The 12,241-nt window shown below is 66.4% G+C and carries 12 protein-coding genes and 1 pseudogene; all 13 read right to left on the bottom strand.

Features of this window, described 5'->3' with window-relative positions:
- Positions 1 to 243: pseudogene (locus RCF13_RS12715) on the bottom strand (flagellin); the annotation flags it as partial.
- 231 nt (positions 244 to 474) lie between these two features.
- On the bottom strand, positions 475 to 1,680 hold the full coding sequence (gene flgL, locus RCF13_RS12710) for a flagellar hook-associated protein FlgL (RefSeq protein ID WP_049461054.1): 1,206 nt from the start codon (positions 1,678 to 1,680) through the stop codon (positions 475 to 477).
- The gene (flgK, locus tag RCF13_RS12705) at positions 1,677 to 3,557 is read right to left on the bottom strand and encodes a flagellar hook-associated protein FlgK (protein ID WP_049461056.1); all 1,881 of its coding nucleotides are present in this window, start codon (positions 3,555 to 3,557) and stop codon (positions 1,677 to 1,679) included. Before flgK ends, flgL begins: the two co-directional genes overlap by 4 nt.
- 8 nt (positions 3,558 to 3,565) lie before the next feature.
- On the bottom strand, positions 3,566 to 4,762 hold the full coding sequence (gene flgJ, locus RCF13_RS12700) for a flagellar assembly peptidoglycan hydrolase FlgJ (RefSeq protein ID WP_049461058.1): 1,197 nt from the start codon (positions 4,760 to 4,762) through the stop codon (positions 3,566 to 3,568).
- 1 nt (position 4,763) lies between these two features.
- Positions 4,764 to 5,906, bottom strand: a complete 1,143-nt coding sequence (locus RCF13_RS12695) for a flagellar basal body P-ring protein FlgI (RefSeq protein ID WP_087786533.1) — start codon at positions 5,904 to 5,906, stop codon at positions 4,764 to 4,766.
- Positions 5,907 to 5,908: 2 nt separating this feature from the next.
- Complete coding sequence (gene flgH / locus RCF13_RS12690) at positions 5,909 to 6,601, bottom strand: flagellar basal body L-ring protein FlgH (protein ID WP_049461061.1); 693 nt, start codon at positions 6,599 to 6,601, stop codon at positions 5,909 to 5,911.
- A gap of 22 nt (positions 6,602 to 6,623) precedes the next feature.
- Positions 6,624 to 7,409: a flagellar basal-body rod protein FlgG gene (flgG, locus tag RCF13_RS12685; RefSeq protein WP_049461063.1), complete on the bottom strand. Its 786-nt coding sequence runs from the start codon at positions 7,407 to 7,409 to the stop codon at positions 6,624 to 6,626.
- A 103-nt stretch (positions 7,410 to 7,512) separates the two neighbouring features.
- Positions 7,513 to 8,262, bottom strand: a complete 750-nt coding sequence (locus RCF13_RS12680) for a flagellar basal body rod protein FlgF (RefSeq protein ID WP_049461065.1) — start codon at positions 8,260 to 8,262, stop codon at positions 7,513 to 7,515.
- A 32-nt stretch (positions 8,263 to 8,294) separates the two neighbouring features.
- Positions 8,295 to 9,518, bottom strand: coding sequence for a flagellar hook protein FlgE (gene flgE / locus RCF13_RS12675; protein WP_049461067.1), 1,224 nt, complete (start codon positions 9,516 to 9,518; stop codon positions 8,295 to 8,297).
- Positions 9,519 to 9,550: 32 nt separating this feature from the next.
- Positions 9,551 to 10,231 carry a flagellar hook capping FlgD N-terminal domain-containing protein gene (locus RCF13_RS12670; protein WP_049461069.1) on the bottom strand — a complete coding sequence of 227 codons (681 nt, stop codon included), beginning with the start codon at positions 10,229 to 10,231 and terminating at the stop codon, positions 9,551 to 9,553.
- 23 nt (positions 10,232 to 10,254) lie between these two features.
- The gene (gene flgC, locus RCF13_RS12665) at positions 10,255 to 10,662 is read right to left on the bottom strand and encodes a flagellar basal body rod protein FlgC (RefSeq protein WP_049461071.1); all 408 of its coding nucleotides are present in this window, start codon (positions 10,660 to 10,662) and stop codon (positions 10,255 to 10,257) included.
- A gap of 3 nt (positions 10,663 to 10,665) precedes the next feature.
- Complete coding sequence (gene flgB / locus RCF13_RS12660) at positions 10,666 to 11,061, bottom strand: flagellar basal body rod protein FlgB (protein ID WP_005409576.1); 396 nt, start codon at positions 11,059 to 11,061, stop codon at positions 10,666 to 10,668.
- Between the two features lie 138 nt (positions 11,062 to 11,199).
- Positions 11,200 to 12,144, bottom strand: coding sequence for a chemotaxis protein (locus tag RCF13_RS12655; RefSeq protein WP_005416462.1), 945 nt, complete (start codon positions 12,142 to 12,144; stop codon positions 11,200 to 11,202).
- Positions 12,145 to 12,241 lie beyond the last annotated feature (97 nt).

The raw sequence follows: 12,241 nt of genomic DNA, 5'->3' as shown, positions 1-12,241 counted from the left end.
CGCGCCTTCGGCGGTCTGGGCCAGCGAGATGCCGTCGTTGGCGTTGCGCACGGCAACGTCCAGACCGCGGATCTGGGTGCTGAAACGCTCGGAGATCGCCAGGCCGGCGGCGTCGTCCTTGGCGCTGTTGATGCGCAGGCCCGAGGACAGGCGCTGGATCGTGGTCGCCAGGCTGTTGCCGCTGGTGGACAGATTGCGCTGAGCGTTCAGCGACATCACGTTGGTATTGATGACTTGTGCCATTTTTTCTCTTCCTGTGGGCGAAGGCCGGCGCGAGGTGGCCGACCGATGCACGACGCGAAGGTGTTTCGCGTTTGCAAGGTCCAGTAACGGCGCCAGGAAGGCGGTCTTTAGCACAAACGCCAACGCCACCGTCCCGAAGGGCGGTGGTTGGGTGCCGCAGCCCAGGCGGGCTGCGGTTCAGCGGCCTTCGTCGCGCGGCCCGGGGGAGTGCCGCGCGACGAAGGCGCCTGCTCAGCGGATCGCGTTGAACAGCGACATCTGCTGCATCTGGGTAAAGATCGTCTGCGCGGCCTGCAGCGCGATCTGTTCAAGCTGGTACTGGCCCACGGCTTCGGCGTAATCCAGGTCGCGGATCGACGACAGCGTGGTTTTCAGGGTGACCGCGTTGGATTCGCGGGTGGCGGCGGCATCGTCGATGGCCTTCAGCTGCGCACCACCGGCCGAGCGCGCGTCGATGAACTGTTCGGCGGCGCGGGCGATATCGCGGATGCCCGACTGCAGTGCGTTCTGCTGGTTGGCCACCTCGGCGGGGGTGTTGGCGGCGGTGTTGAGCGCATCGATCATGCCCTGCACCGTGGAAAACACATCGCGGGTGCCCGACGGGCCGATGCTGAAGCTGTCGCCGGCCGCGGGCGCGCCTTCGATACGCATCGACACGCCTTCGAAGCTGATGTCCTCGCCGGCCTTGAACGTGCCGGTGCCGACCACGGTGCCGGTGGAATCGAGCACTTCGTACTGGTCGGCAGCGGTAAAGTTCAAGGAATAGCTGCCGCCATTCCAATTGCCGGAAGAAGAATTCAAACCAAAGGTGGTGAGCACGCCATTGCCGGTATTGCCGGCTGCAGCCGCACCATCCAGGGTGCCATCGCCGGTGCGGATGCGCAGGAAAATCTCGCTGCCGGGCAGGGCATCCTTCACGAAGGTATCCGGTGCCACTTCCACCTGGCGCTGGGTCTGGTCGCCGTTGTAGCTGACCGTACCGTTACTCAGCTTGAACGGCGCGTCGGCATCGTCGGTGCCGCCGAACAGGTAGCGGCCCGTGCCGTCGGTGGTGTTGGCCAGCGACAGCAGGCTGTCGTACACCGTCTGCAGCTCCGAGCCGATCGACTTCAGGTCGGCCGCCGACAGGGCAGGGTTGTTGGCCTGCAGGGTCAATTCGGTAATGCGCGCCATCAGTTCGTTGGCGCCGGACAGGGCGTTTTCCTGCAGGCCCAGACGGTTCTGCACCACGTCGGCGTTGGATTTGAAGCGGTCCAGTTCGGCCACGGCGCGGTCCAGGCTGACCGCGGTGCCGGCGGCGACCGGGTCGTCCTTGGCCGACACCAGGCGCTGGCCGGTGGCCAGCTGCTGTTCCAGGTGACTCATCTTGGCCTGCTTGGACAACATCAGCGAGACGGACTGGCTGAACATCATCCCGGTGGAAATGCGGTTGTTCATCGCGATACAGCTCCCAGGATGGTCTGGAACATGGTGTCGGCAGTGGAAATCAGCTGCGAGGCGGCCTGGTAGGCCTGTTGCAGGCGCAGCATGTCGGCAGCTTCTTCATCCAGGTTCACCCCGGAAATCGAATCGCGCGCGGACTGTGCCTGGTCGGTGATCACCTGCTGCGCATCCAGCGAATATTCCGCTGCACGGGCGGCGGCGCCCACCTGCGTGGTCAGCCCGCCCAGTGCGCCGTTCAACGTGATGGTGCCGGCGTTGAATGCCTTGGCGTCCTCGACCTTGGCCAGGGCCAGGGCATTGCTGTTGTCGGACGAACCGACCGGGGTGGGGGTGATGTTGAAGGTATCGCCGGTCTTCGGCGCGCCATCGAGCACGAAACTCCAGCCATTGGCGGTGATCGCCTGGCCGGCGGTGTAGGTGAACGGTCCATTGCCATCGATGGTGTATTCGGTGGCCGAGGTGAACACGATTGCGGCAGGGTTGCGCAGGTTGGCGTTGCTGGCGTCGGCCACCTTCACGTCGCTCAGCTTGCCGGTGCCGGTGTTGGCCAGCGCGGCACTGCCCTTGATCGGCGCGGCCGCGGCCAGGCGCGAGGTATCGGTGATCGCCACGCCGATGCTGCCGGCCACGCCCGCGGTGGGCTGCAGCAGGAAGCGGTCATTGGTGGCCGGGGTGCCGCTCACCACCAGCTCCACGCCATTGATCTTCAGCGGATCGGTGGCGGTGCCGGTACCGGTCATGGCCACGCTGGCGCCGGTGTCCGAACGCATCGCCAGCCACTGGGTGCCGTCATACTTCAGCACGATGTTCTGTGCATCCAGCGATGACAGGTCGCCGTAGCTGGCGGTGATCGAGGCAGTGCCGGTATTGCTGGTATTGCCGGTCACCCGCGGGCTGCCGATGTTGAACAGGTCGCCGCCCATGTTGCCGTACAGATCCACGCCGTTGCGGTGGGTCTCGTTGAACGTGGTCGCCAGGCCCACGGCCAGCTTGCCCAGTTCGGCCTGGGCCGGGGTCAGCACGGTGTCGCGGAATTCCAGCATGCCACCGACCTGGCCGCCCAGCTGCTTCGGGTCCAGGGTGATCTTGCCGCCCTGGGTCTGCAGCGCCAGTTGCAGGCGCTCGGGCTGGTAGGGGTCGGTGACCGTGGTCACCTTCGAGGCGGTGGTACCGACCACCAGGGCCTGGCCGCCGGCGGTGTACACGTTCAGGGTGCCGCCATCCTGGGCCACGGCGGTGCCGCCGGTGTAGCCCACCAGGTTGGCGATCAGCTGGTCACGGCGGTCCAGCAGGTCGGGCGCAGCAGTGGCCGCATTGCTGCCGATCACCCCGTTGATCTGGGCGATTTCCGCAGCCAGCCGGTTGATTTCGGTGGCGGCCGCGGTCAGGCCGTTGTTCACTTCGCTGTTGAGCGTGTTCAGGCTGTTGTTGAGCTGCTGGAAGCGGTTGGCCAGCGTGTTGGCGCTGTCCAGCACGTTCTGCCGGTCGGCGCTGCCCGACGCGTTGGACGACAGGCCGCTGACCGAATCGAAGAAGTTGGACCACACGCCGGACACATTGGTGGCGGTGTCCGAGAACAGCGCATCGACGCGGTCGGCCATGGTGGAAAGCTGCTTCAGCCGCGCCAGTTCGCCGCTGCTGTCCAGCAGGCGGGAAATGGCCAGCTGGTCGGCGGTGCGGCGGATGTCAACGATACGCGTACCGTTGCCGACATCACCGTAGCCGAAGTTCTGCGGATCGGCGGTGGCAAAGTCGACCTTCTGCCGGCTGTAGCCGGGCGTGTTGATGTTGGCGACGTTGTGGCTGGTCGTCGCCAGGGCACGCTGGAAGGCGAGCAGGGCGTTGGTACCGGTGGAAAGGACGCTGGACATGGGGTTCCTCAACGGCGGGTGATACCCAGCGCCGCGGTTGCGGTGCTGGCGAAGGTCTGGCCAAGGCGGGCGCCGGCATCGGTCACCGCGGCTACCGCGCGTTCGATGGTCGGGCCACCGGCAATGGCGGCGATCTTGGCGGCGTAGCTCGGGTCGGTGGCATAGCCGGCACGCTGCAGGCCACGGGCGAAGCCCTGCACATCGGTGCCGGCCTGCAGGGCCTGCTGGTAGCGCGGGCTGGTCTTCAGCAGGCGCACGTAATCGGCGAAGCTTTCGGCCGGCGAGCTGTAGGCGCGGAAGCTGGCGGTTTCGTTACGGCGCACGCCATCCACGTATTCGTGGGTGCCGGCCACCGCGCTCTGGCCGTTCCAGCCGGTGGCCTTGATGCCGAACAGGTTGTGCGAGGTGCTGCCGTCGGCATGCTTGATCTGGCGCTTGCCCCAGCCGGTTTCCAGCGCGGCCTGGGCCACCAGGGCGCGGGCATCCACGCCCAGTTCCTTGGCCGCGTTCTGCGCATGCGGCCAGATGCTGGCCACGAAGCCTTCCGGCGTGTGTGCGCCCAGCTGGGCCACCGCGGTGCGGCTGGCCAGCGCGTCGGCGGCGGTGGCGGTGCTGCCACGGTTGCTGGCCGTGGGCGCCCACTGGTCGCTGGCGGCGGCCCAATCGGCACCGCCAATGCTGCCCGCATACGGATCCTCGGTGCCCAGCGCACGGTGCGCGCTGCTGCTCTCGCGGCCGGCAATCAGGTCCAGCGCCTGTTCCATCGGTGCCACCGACGATTGCGCGCCGTCCTGCACGCCTGCGGACATCTGCTGCAGGATGCGCAGTGCGTTGCTGGCATCTTCCAGCGGCAGCGACGGCGCCTGCGCCGGTGCGTTCAACTGGTAGGCGCGGCTGGCCTTGGCCGGGTCCACGCGGGTGTCCAGCGCCGGGGCGTCGCCCTGGTTGCCGGACAACTGGCGGGCGATGGTTTCGTGCAGGCCCAGGCCCTTGCCGCGGGTCAGGGTCTCGGCAATCTTCTGGTCGTACATGTCCCGGAAGACCTTGTTTTCACCCGGGAACAGCGAATCGCCGAAGCTGGCATCGCGCATGCTCTTCACCAGCATCTGCGCGAACTGGCCTTCCAGCTGGCGTGCGACCTTGTCGATCTTGGCCGGATCGTTCTGCTGCGTCGGGTGCAGCTCAAGGGCGGGGGTGATACGCATGTCAGATCACCTCAAGCTCGGCGCTCAGCGCACCAGCCTGCTTCAGGGCTTCCAGGATCGCAATCAGGTCGCCCGGCGCGGCACCCACCGCGTTCACCGCGTGCACGATTTCATCCAGGCTGGTGCCGCCGCTGAACTTGAACATGCGGCTGCCATCGTTGGTGGCGGTAATGGTCGATTGCGGGGTCACCACGGTCTGGCCACCGGCCAGCGCGTTGGGCTGGCTGACGTTGGCGTTTTCCTGGATGGTCACGGTGAGCGAGCCGTGCGAGATGGCTGCCGGCCCCACGCGCACCTGCTGGCCGATCACCACGGTGCCGGTGCGCGAATTGACCACCACCTTGGCCGGTGCGCTGCCCGGGGTCAGTTCCAGGTTTTCAATGCGGGCCAGCAGACCGATGCGGGCACCGGGATCGGTGGGCGCACGCACGGCCACGGTCACGCCGTCCACCGCACGCGCGGCGCCTTCGCCGAAGGCATTGTTCAGCGCGCCAACCATGCGCGAGACGGTGGTGAAATCGTTGTTGTGCAGGTTCAGGGTGATCTCGCCGTTGGCACCGAACACATCGGGCAGCGCACGTTCAACGGTGGCACCGCCGGGAATGCGGCCCACGCTGGGCACGTTCACCGACACGCGCGAACCATCCTTGCCCTGCGCACCGAAGCCGCCCACGATCAGGTTGCCCTGGGCAATCGCATAGATCTGGCCGTCGGCACCGCGCAGCGGCGCCATCAGCAGCGAACCGCCGCGCAGCGACACGGCGTTGCCGATGGAAGACACGGTGATGTCGATCGGCTGGCCCGGCTTGGCGAACGGCGGCAGTTCGGCGTGGATCGCCACGGCGGCCACGTTCTTCAGCTGCGGATTGACGTTCGGCGGCACGTTCACGCCCAGCTCGCCAAGCAGGTTTTTCAGGCTCTGCACTGTAAAGGGTGCCTGGCTGGTACGGTCGCCGCTGCCATCCAGGCCGACCACCAGGCCATAGCCCACCAGCGCATTGCCGCGCACGCCGCCGACCTGGGCCAGGTCCTTGATGCGCTCGGCGCTGGCAGGCGCAGCCATTGCCAGCAGAAGGAAGAATGATCCGTAGAGCGACGCCATGCGTCGCTGCCACGTAGAAGAGAAGAGAGCTTTCATGGCCATACTCAGAACGGCGTCAGGCCGGAATTGAAGAAGCGGCTCAGCCAGCCCATCGCGTTGGACTGCGCGACCGGGCCGCGGCCGCCGTAGACGATGCGGGCCTCGGCCACGCGGCTGGAAGGGATGGTGTTGTCCTGGCTGATGTCGCCCGGGCGCACGATGCCCTGCACCTGCACCAGTTCATCACCCTGGTTCAGCCGCAGGTTTTTCTGCCCCTGCACCACCAGGTTGCCGTTGGGCAGCCGCTGGATCACCGTGACCGTGACGCTGCCCTGCAGGCGGTTGCTCTGCGCGCTGTTGCCCTTGCCGGTGAACTCGCGTTCGCCATTGGCGCTGGCGCTCAGAATGTCCTTGCCGCCCAGGGTGACCGGCGCGCCGAACAGCGAGGGTGAGCCGATGGTCAGGCCCGATTCCTTGCTGGTTGCAGTGTTGGCACTGGTCTGCGCGGTGGTGTTTTCCAGCAGGGTGATGGTCAGCAGATCACCGACATCGCGGGCGCGGCGGTCGGCATACAGGTTCAGCGTCGGGCCGGCGGCATAGATGGCGCCGGCGGTGGGCGCGGCCTGCATCGGCACGATCGGCTGCACCGGGGCCATGGCCGGGTAGGGGCGCACGTCGCCGGCAATCACGCAGCCGCCCAGCAGGGCGGTCACGGCGCAGCACAGCGCGGTGCGGGCGAGGGTAGAGAAGGGCGACATGGCGGTATCCCGGTGGTTGCGGTCAGACGTTCTGGTTCAGGTAGCCGAGCATGGCGTCGGTGGTGGAAATGGCCTTGGCGTTCATTTCGTAGGCGCGCTGGGTTTCGATCATCGACACCAGCTCTTCCACCACGTTCACGTTGCTGCCTTCCAGCGCACCCTGCACCACGGTGCCCAGACCGTTCAGGCCGGGGTTGCCGTTCTGTGCGGGGCCCGATGCCGTGGTTTCCAGGAACAGGTTTTCACCGCGGGCCTGCAGGCCGGCCGGGTTCACGAAATCGGTCAGGGTCAGTGCGCCCACCTCCACCGAAGCGGCGTCGTCGGCCATCTTTACGCTGATGGTGCCGTCGCTGCCGATGGTGACCGACTGCGCGCCTTCGGGAATCTGGATGCCCGGCTGCACCGGATAGCCGGTGTTGGTCACCAGCTCGCTGTCCTGGTTGATCTTGAACGAGCCATCACGGGTGTACGCGGAACTGCCGTCGGGCAGCTGCACTTCGAAGAAGCCGCGGCCGTTGACCATCACGTCCAGCGCGCGGCCGGTCTGCTGCTGGCTGCCCTGTTCGAAGTTCTTCGAGGTGGCCACCACGCGCACGCCGGTACCCAGCTGCAGGCCGGTCGGCAGCTGCGTCTGTGCCGAACTGGCGCCGCCGGGCTGGCGCACCTGTTGGTACAGCAGGTCTTCGAAGCTGGCGCGGTCCTGCTTGAAACCGGTGGTGTTGGTATTGGCGAGGTTGTTGGAAACCACCGACATGCGCGTCTGCTGCGCATCCAGTCCGGTTTTTGCGATCCACAATGCCTGGTTCATCTTCGGAATCCTGTCTGGCTGAAGCGGGCCGCGCGGTGCGGCCGTTGGTGAAGGCTGTGCAAGCGGTGTGCCAACGCCGGCCCGTGCCGGCGCCGGAATTCCGTCAGCCGCCCAGGCGCAGCAGGCTGTTGGCGCTGCGCGCGTTCTCGTCGCCGTGCTTGATTACCTGCACCTGCATTTCGTACTGGCGCTGCAGCTGGATCATCTGCACCAGCGCGCCGGCGGCGTCCACGTTGCTGCCTTCCAGCTGGCCGCTGTGCACGGTGGCGCCCTGCGCCTGGGCGAAGGGCTGCTGCGGGTCGGTGTTGCGGAACAGGCCGTCCAGGCCGCGCTCCAGGCGCTCGTCCGGCGCCTGCACGATCTTGATGCGGCCGATCATCGCCATGGTCTGCGGGCCTTCGCCCTGCGGAATGATCGAGATCGTGCCGTCGTTGCCCACTTCCATCGCCTGGTAGGGCGGAATGGCGATCGGGTTGTTGTTGTCATCCAGCACCGCACGGCCGCTGGAGGTCACCAGCTGGCCGTTGGGGGTGACCGACAGCGCGGCCCCCCGGGTGTAGGCTTCGCTGCCATCGGTGGCCTGCACGGCCAGCCAGGTGCCGGTCTGCAACGACAGGTCCAGCGGCTTGCCGGTGATGTGCTGCGCGCCGGCGCTGCGGTTGAAACCGGCGTCGACGTGCAGCGCATCCACCCGCGAGGCATAGCCCTGCCCACGGATCGGGAAGGCCTCGGTGTTGGCCAGCGCTTCCTTGAAGCCGGGGGTGTCGGAGTTGGCGAGGTTGTGGCTGAGCGTACCCTGCGCCTGCAGGGAGGCGCGGGCACCGGTCATCGCCACGTAAAGGGCTTTATCCATGCGGGGAGTTCCGTGACAGGGTCAGCAGCTCATCAACGGATGTTGATGACGGTCTGGGTGATCTGGTCCTGCGTGGTGATCATCTGCGCGTTGGCCTGGAAGTTGCGCTGGGCCACGATCATGTTCACCAGCTGCTCGGTCAGGTCCACGGTGGACGATTCCAGCGCGCCGGCCTGGATCTTGCCCAGGTTCGAGGTGTCCGGAGAGCCGGTGCGCGGGGTGCCCGAATCGAAGGTTTCCACCCACAGGTTGTTGCCCTTGGCTTCCAGGCCCTGCGGATTGTTGAAGGTGGTCAGCGCCACCTGGCCCAGCGCCTTGTCATCGCCGTTGGAGTAGCGGGCAAACACCACGCCGCTTTCCGAAACGGTGATTTCATTGAGCTTGCCGGCCGCGTAGCCATCCTGCTGGGTGTTGCGCAGGGCGAACTTCTCGCCGTACTGGGTCGAGCCGGTCACATCCAGGGTCATGTTCAGCACGCCCGCGCCGGTGGTCGGGGTGAACGTGCCCAGGCTGATCTTGCCGTCGGCCGGGTCGATCAGGGTGCCGGCGTTGTCGAATTCCAGGTCGGTGGGCGTGCCCGCGGCCTGGCCGTCAACGTAGTTGTGCACGCGCCACTGGTTCACGCCCGGCAGCTTTTCGAAGTACGAGACCTGGGTGTGGCTGACGCCCAGCGAGTCGTACACGGTGATGCCGCCGCTGGAGAAGTTGTAGCTGTTCGAATCGGTCGGGTCGAAGGTGCCCACGGTCGGTACGCTGGCGTTGGCCGGCAGGGTGAAGCCCACCTTCACTTCGCTGGTCTGCTTGGGCGGGCTGTCGGTGGTCAGCAGCTGCAGGTCGACCAGGCGGCCGGCGTCGAAGTTGGTGCCATCGGCGTTCGGCGCGAACACCTGCAGGCGTGCGCCCTGCGGGTTGATCACGTAGCCGGCCGAATCGGTCTGGAAGTTGCCGGCACGGGTGTAGACGCGCGCACCGTTCATGTTCATGGTGAAGAAGCCCTCACCGGAAACGGCCATGTCCAGGCTGCGCCCGGTCTGCTCGTTGTTGCCCTGCAGGAACTGCTGGGCCACGTTGGAAACGCGCACGCCCGAACCGATCGAGTTCTTCGACAGGCCATAGCTGGTGGCCGAGAACAGGTCGGCGAATTCGGCGCGCGATTCCTTGAAGCCGGTGGTGTTGACGTTGGCGACGTTGTTGGCGGTGACGCTCAGGTCGGAGTTGGCGGCATTGATGCCGGACAGTGAAATGTTGAAGCCCATGGGATGCTCCTGGTAGATGCGGGATGTGCGGCTCAGCTGACGCGGAGCACGTAGTCGATCGGGGCCGTGCCCAGGCCCTTCAGGTTCAGGTACAGGCCGTCCGAGCCGACGGTCACGCTTTCCACTGGCGCCTGCACATAGGTGGACAGCTTGGTTTCCGCGCCAGCGGTGTCGGTGTGGGTGGCGGCAATGGTGTAATCGCCGGCAGCCACGCGGTTGCCGTTGGCATCCTTGCCGTCCCACTCGAAGGCGGTTTCGCCGGCGGCGGTAGCTTCAACACTCAGCTGGGTGACCGTGTTGCCGTTGGCATCGGTCACCGTCACGTTCACGATGCCGGCGCCCGGTGCGGCAACCACGCCGCTGGCACCGCCTTCATCGCCCAGCACCATCTTGGTGGAAGGCACCAGCACTTCGTGGCCGACCAGTGCCGCGCCGCGCAGCACCTGGTCGCTGGCCATCGATTCCTGAAAGCCCTGCACCGTGGTGTTCAGATCGGTAATGCCCTGCACGGTGGACATCTGCGCCATCTGCGCGACCATCTGCGTGTTGTCCATCGGCTTCAGCGGGTCCTGGTGCTGCAGCTGTTCGGTCATCAGGCGCAGGAAATCGGCCTGATCCAGCGTGCTCTTGCGCGTGCTGGCGTTGCTGTTGGGGGCAGTCAGGCCCAGGGCGCTGTACACGTCCTGGCTGGTCTGGGTAGAGACGGTGGTCATCGGGTAATCCTCAAGGGTCCGCCTCAGCGGCCCATGGTCAGGGTGGCCAGGGCCAGTTCCTTGGCGGTGGTCAGCATCTCCACGCCGGCCTGGTAATTGCGCGAGGTCGAGATCAGGTTGACCATCTGCGCCACCGGATCGACGTCGGGCTGGTAGATGTAGCCATCGGCGTCTGCCAGCGGGTGGCCCGGCTCGTAGCGCTTGATCGGCGCCGCCTCGCTCTGGGTGATCTCCTTCACCTTCACCGAGGTGATGTTGGGATCGTTCTTGCTGGTGACGGCCTGGAAGATCGGCTCCAGCGGCTTGTACACGGCGTCGGCAGAACCGGCGATGGTGTCGGCATTGGAGAGGTTGGAGGCGATGGTGCTCATGCGCACCGACTGCGCCTGCAGCGCGGAGCCGGCGATATCGAAGATCGGCAGGTTGCTCATGGCTTATTGCCCCGTGATCGCGGTCAGCATGGAACGCACCTTGCTCTCGACGAAGCTGAGCGAGGCGCGGTACTCGAGCGCGGCTCGGCCATAGGCGGCACGCTCGGCATCGGGATCGACGGTGTTGCCGTCCAGGCTGGGCTGCACGCCCTCGCGCGCGATCTGGAACGGGTTCAGGCCACTACTGATTTCGTAGTGCTGCTCATGGGTGGTGGCCATCAGGCCGTTGGCATCCTGCCCCTGGGCATGGCGCAGGGCAGCATCGAAGTCCAGGTCCTGGGCCTTGTAGCCGGGCGTGTCGGCATTGCCGAGGTTGCTGGCGATCAGCTTCATCCGCTGTTCGCGCAACGGCATGGCCTGGGCGTGGACGCCCAGGTAGTCGGTAATCAGGTTGCGCACGGTGCACTCCCACGGGAACGTTGCCCGGGAAGCTGCAAGGGGTGTGCCAAATTCGAGAGGGTTGTGCCGGCCGCGGGCCGGCTCCCCGATGGATCTGCGGTTGCCGGCCAGCGGCCGGCACTACCGGATCAGTGGCCGTCAGGCCGCCATCGCCACCTTGCGCAGGCGGTCCAGCACGAAGTCAGCCAGCTCGTGCGGCGAGTACTTGGCGACGAAGGCGTTGGCGCCGACACGCTCGACCATGGCGTTGTTGAAGACACCCGACAGCGAGGTGTGCAGCAGCACGTAGAGGCCGGCCAGGCCCGGATGGCGCCGGATTTCCGTCGTCAGCGTGTACCCGTCCATGGCCGGCATCTCGATGTCGGAGATGACCATGGCATAGCGTTCGGCGGGGTTTTCGCCCGAGGCTTGGATCTGCAAGAGGTGGTCGAGAGCCTGCTTGCCATCGGAAAGCAGGGTGGCACCCACGCCCAACTGATCCAGCACGCTGCGGATCTGCTGGCGGGCCACGCGCGAGTCGTCCACCACCAGCACCTGCAGCTGGGGGCCATCGGCGGGCATTGCCATCGCCGGATCGAGTACGGCGTCACCGCGGACCTGGGCGATATCGGCCAGCACGCTTTCAACGTCGATCACCTGGATCAGCTCACCCTGGAAGCGGGTTACCGCAGTCAGGTAGCTCGACTCGGCGCCAAGCTCCGGCGGCGGGTGGATGTCTTCCACCGCGATGTTGACGATGCGTTCGACGCCGCTGACCAGGAACCCCTGGATCGAGCGGTTGAATTCGGTGACGACCAGGTAACCCGGCGAGGTATCGGCATCGGGCTCACGTTCGGGGTGGCCGATGGCCAGGCCCAGGTCCAGCACCGGCACCGAGCGGCCGCGCACGTCGGCCACGCCGGCGAACTGGCTGGGCAGGCCGGGTACCTGGAACAGCTCCGGGCGCCGCAGGACTTCCTGCACCTTGAAGACATTGACGCCAAAAAGCTGACGTCCGCCGAGACGGAACAGCAGCAGCGCCAGGCGGTTGTGGCCGGCCAGGCGGGTCCGCTGGTCGATCCGGTTGAGCAGGTCATGGGACATGGCTGCTGTATCGGCGCGTTGGGTGCCAAACTTGAGGGCGCTCTGCCACTGCGCGCTCCACACCGCAATTGTGTTGTCGCGCCATGTTCGACCGAGG

Source organism: Stenotrophomonas maltophilia group sp. RNC7 (assembly GCF_030910085.1).
Lineage (GTDB): Bacteria > Pseudomonadota > Gammaproteobacteria > Xanthomonadales > Xanthomonadaceae > Stenotrophomonas > Stenotrophomonas sepilia.
This window is presented reverse-complemented; position numbering and strand designations above follow the sequence as displayed.

What these genes read in the sequence shown, in the direction of transcription:
- flgC (WP_049461071.1), bottom strand. Translation starts at nt 10,662, where the DNA reads ATGAGCAACCTGCCGATCTTCGATATCGCCGGCTCCGCGCTGCAGGCG.
- RCF13_RS12695 (WP_087786533.1), bottom strand. Translation starts at nt 5,906, where the DNA reads ATGGCCATGAAAGCTCTCTTCTCTTCTACGTGGCAGCGACGCATGGCG.
- flgJ (WP_049461058.1), bottom strand. Translation starts at nt 4,762, where the DNA reads ATGCGTATCACCCCCGCCCTTGAGCTGCACCCGACGCAGCAGAACGAT.
- flgH (WP_049461061.1), bottom strand. Translation starts at nt 6,601, where the DNA reads ATGTCGCCCTTCTCTACCCTCGCCCGCACCGCGCTGTGCTGCGCCGTG.
- flgL (WP_049461054.1), bottom strand. Translation starts at nt 1,680, where the DNA reads ATGAACAACCGCATTTCCACCGGGATGATGTTCAGCCAGTCCGTCTCG.
- RCF13_RS12655 (WP_005416462.1), bottom strand. Translation starts at nt 12,144, where the DNA reads ATGTCCCATGACCTGCTCAACCGGATCGACCAGCGGACCCGCCTGGCC.
- flgE (WP_049461067.1), bottom strand. Translation starts at nt 9,518, where the DNA reads ATGGGCTTCAACATTTCACTGTCCGGCATCAATGCCGCCAACTCCGAC.
- RCF13_RS12680 (WP_049461065.1), bottom strand. Translation starts at nt 8,262, where the DNA reads ATGGATAAAGCCCTTTACGTGGCGATGACCGGTGCCCGCGCCTCCCTG.
- flgK (WP_049461056.1), bottom strand. Translation starts at nt 3,557, where the DNA reads ATGTCCAGCGTCCTTTCCACCGGTACCAACGCCCTGCTCGCCTTCCAG.
- flgG (WP_049461063.1), bottom strand. Translation starts at nt 7,409, where the DNA reads ATGAACCAGGCATTGTGGATCGCAAAAACCGGACTGGATGCGCAGCAG.
- RCF13_RS12670 (WP_049461069.1), bottom strand. Translation starts at nt 10,231, where the DNA reads ATGACCACCGTCTCTACCCAGACCAGCCAGGACGTGTACAGCGCCCTG.